This is a genomic window from Spongiibacter sp. UBA1325 (assembly GCF_002306875.1).
Lineage (GTDB): Bacteria > Pseudomonadota > Gammaproteobacteria > Pseudomonadales > Spongiibacteraceae > Spongiibacter > Spongiibacter marinus.
This window is the reverse complement of the sequence record NZ_DBTD01000008.1, coordinates 11710-11941: the sequence shown is the minus strand read 5'-3', so window position 1 is coordinate 11941 and position 232 is coordinate 11710. Positions and strand designations below refer to the sequence as shown.

Below are 232 nucleotides of genomic sequence, written 5' to 3'. Positions count from 1 at the left end.
TTCCTGGCTGGCGACGCAGCCGCCAACACCAATCAGCAGGTCGGGGTTTTTGTCTTTCAGTTTTTTCCAGCGGCCAAGTTGGTGAAACACTTTTTCCTGCGCTTTCTCGCGAATGGAGCAGGTATTCAGCAACAAGACGTCGGCTTCTTCGGGATTGTCGGTAGGCTCCAGGTTGTGACTGACGCCCAGCAGATCCTGAATACGCGCGGAGTCGTACTCGTTCATCTGACAG

1 pseudogene is annotated in these 232 nt (G+C 54.3%); it reads right to left on the bottom strand.

The annotated features are described in order from the left end of the window. A pseudogene (locus B3K78_RS08485) lies at positions 1-232 on the bottom strand (tRNA (N6-isopentenyl adenosine(37)-C2)-methylthiotransferase MiaB); the annotation flags it as partial.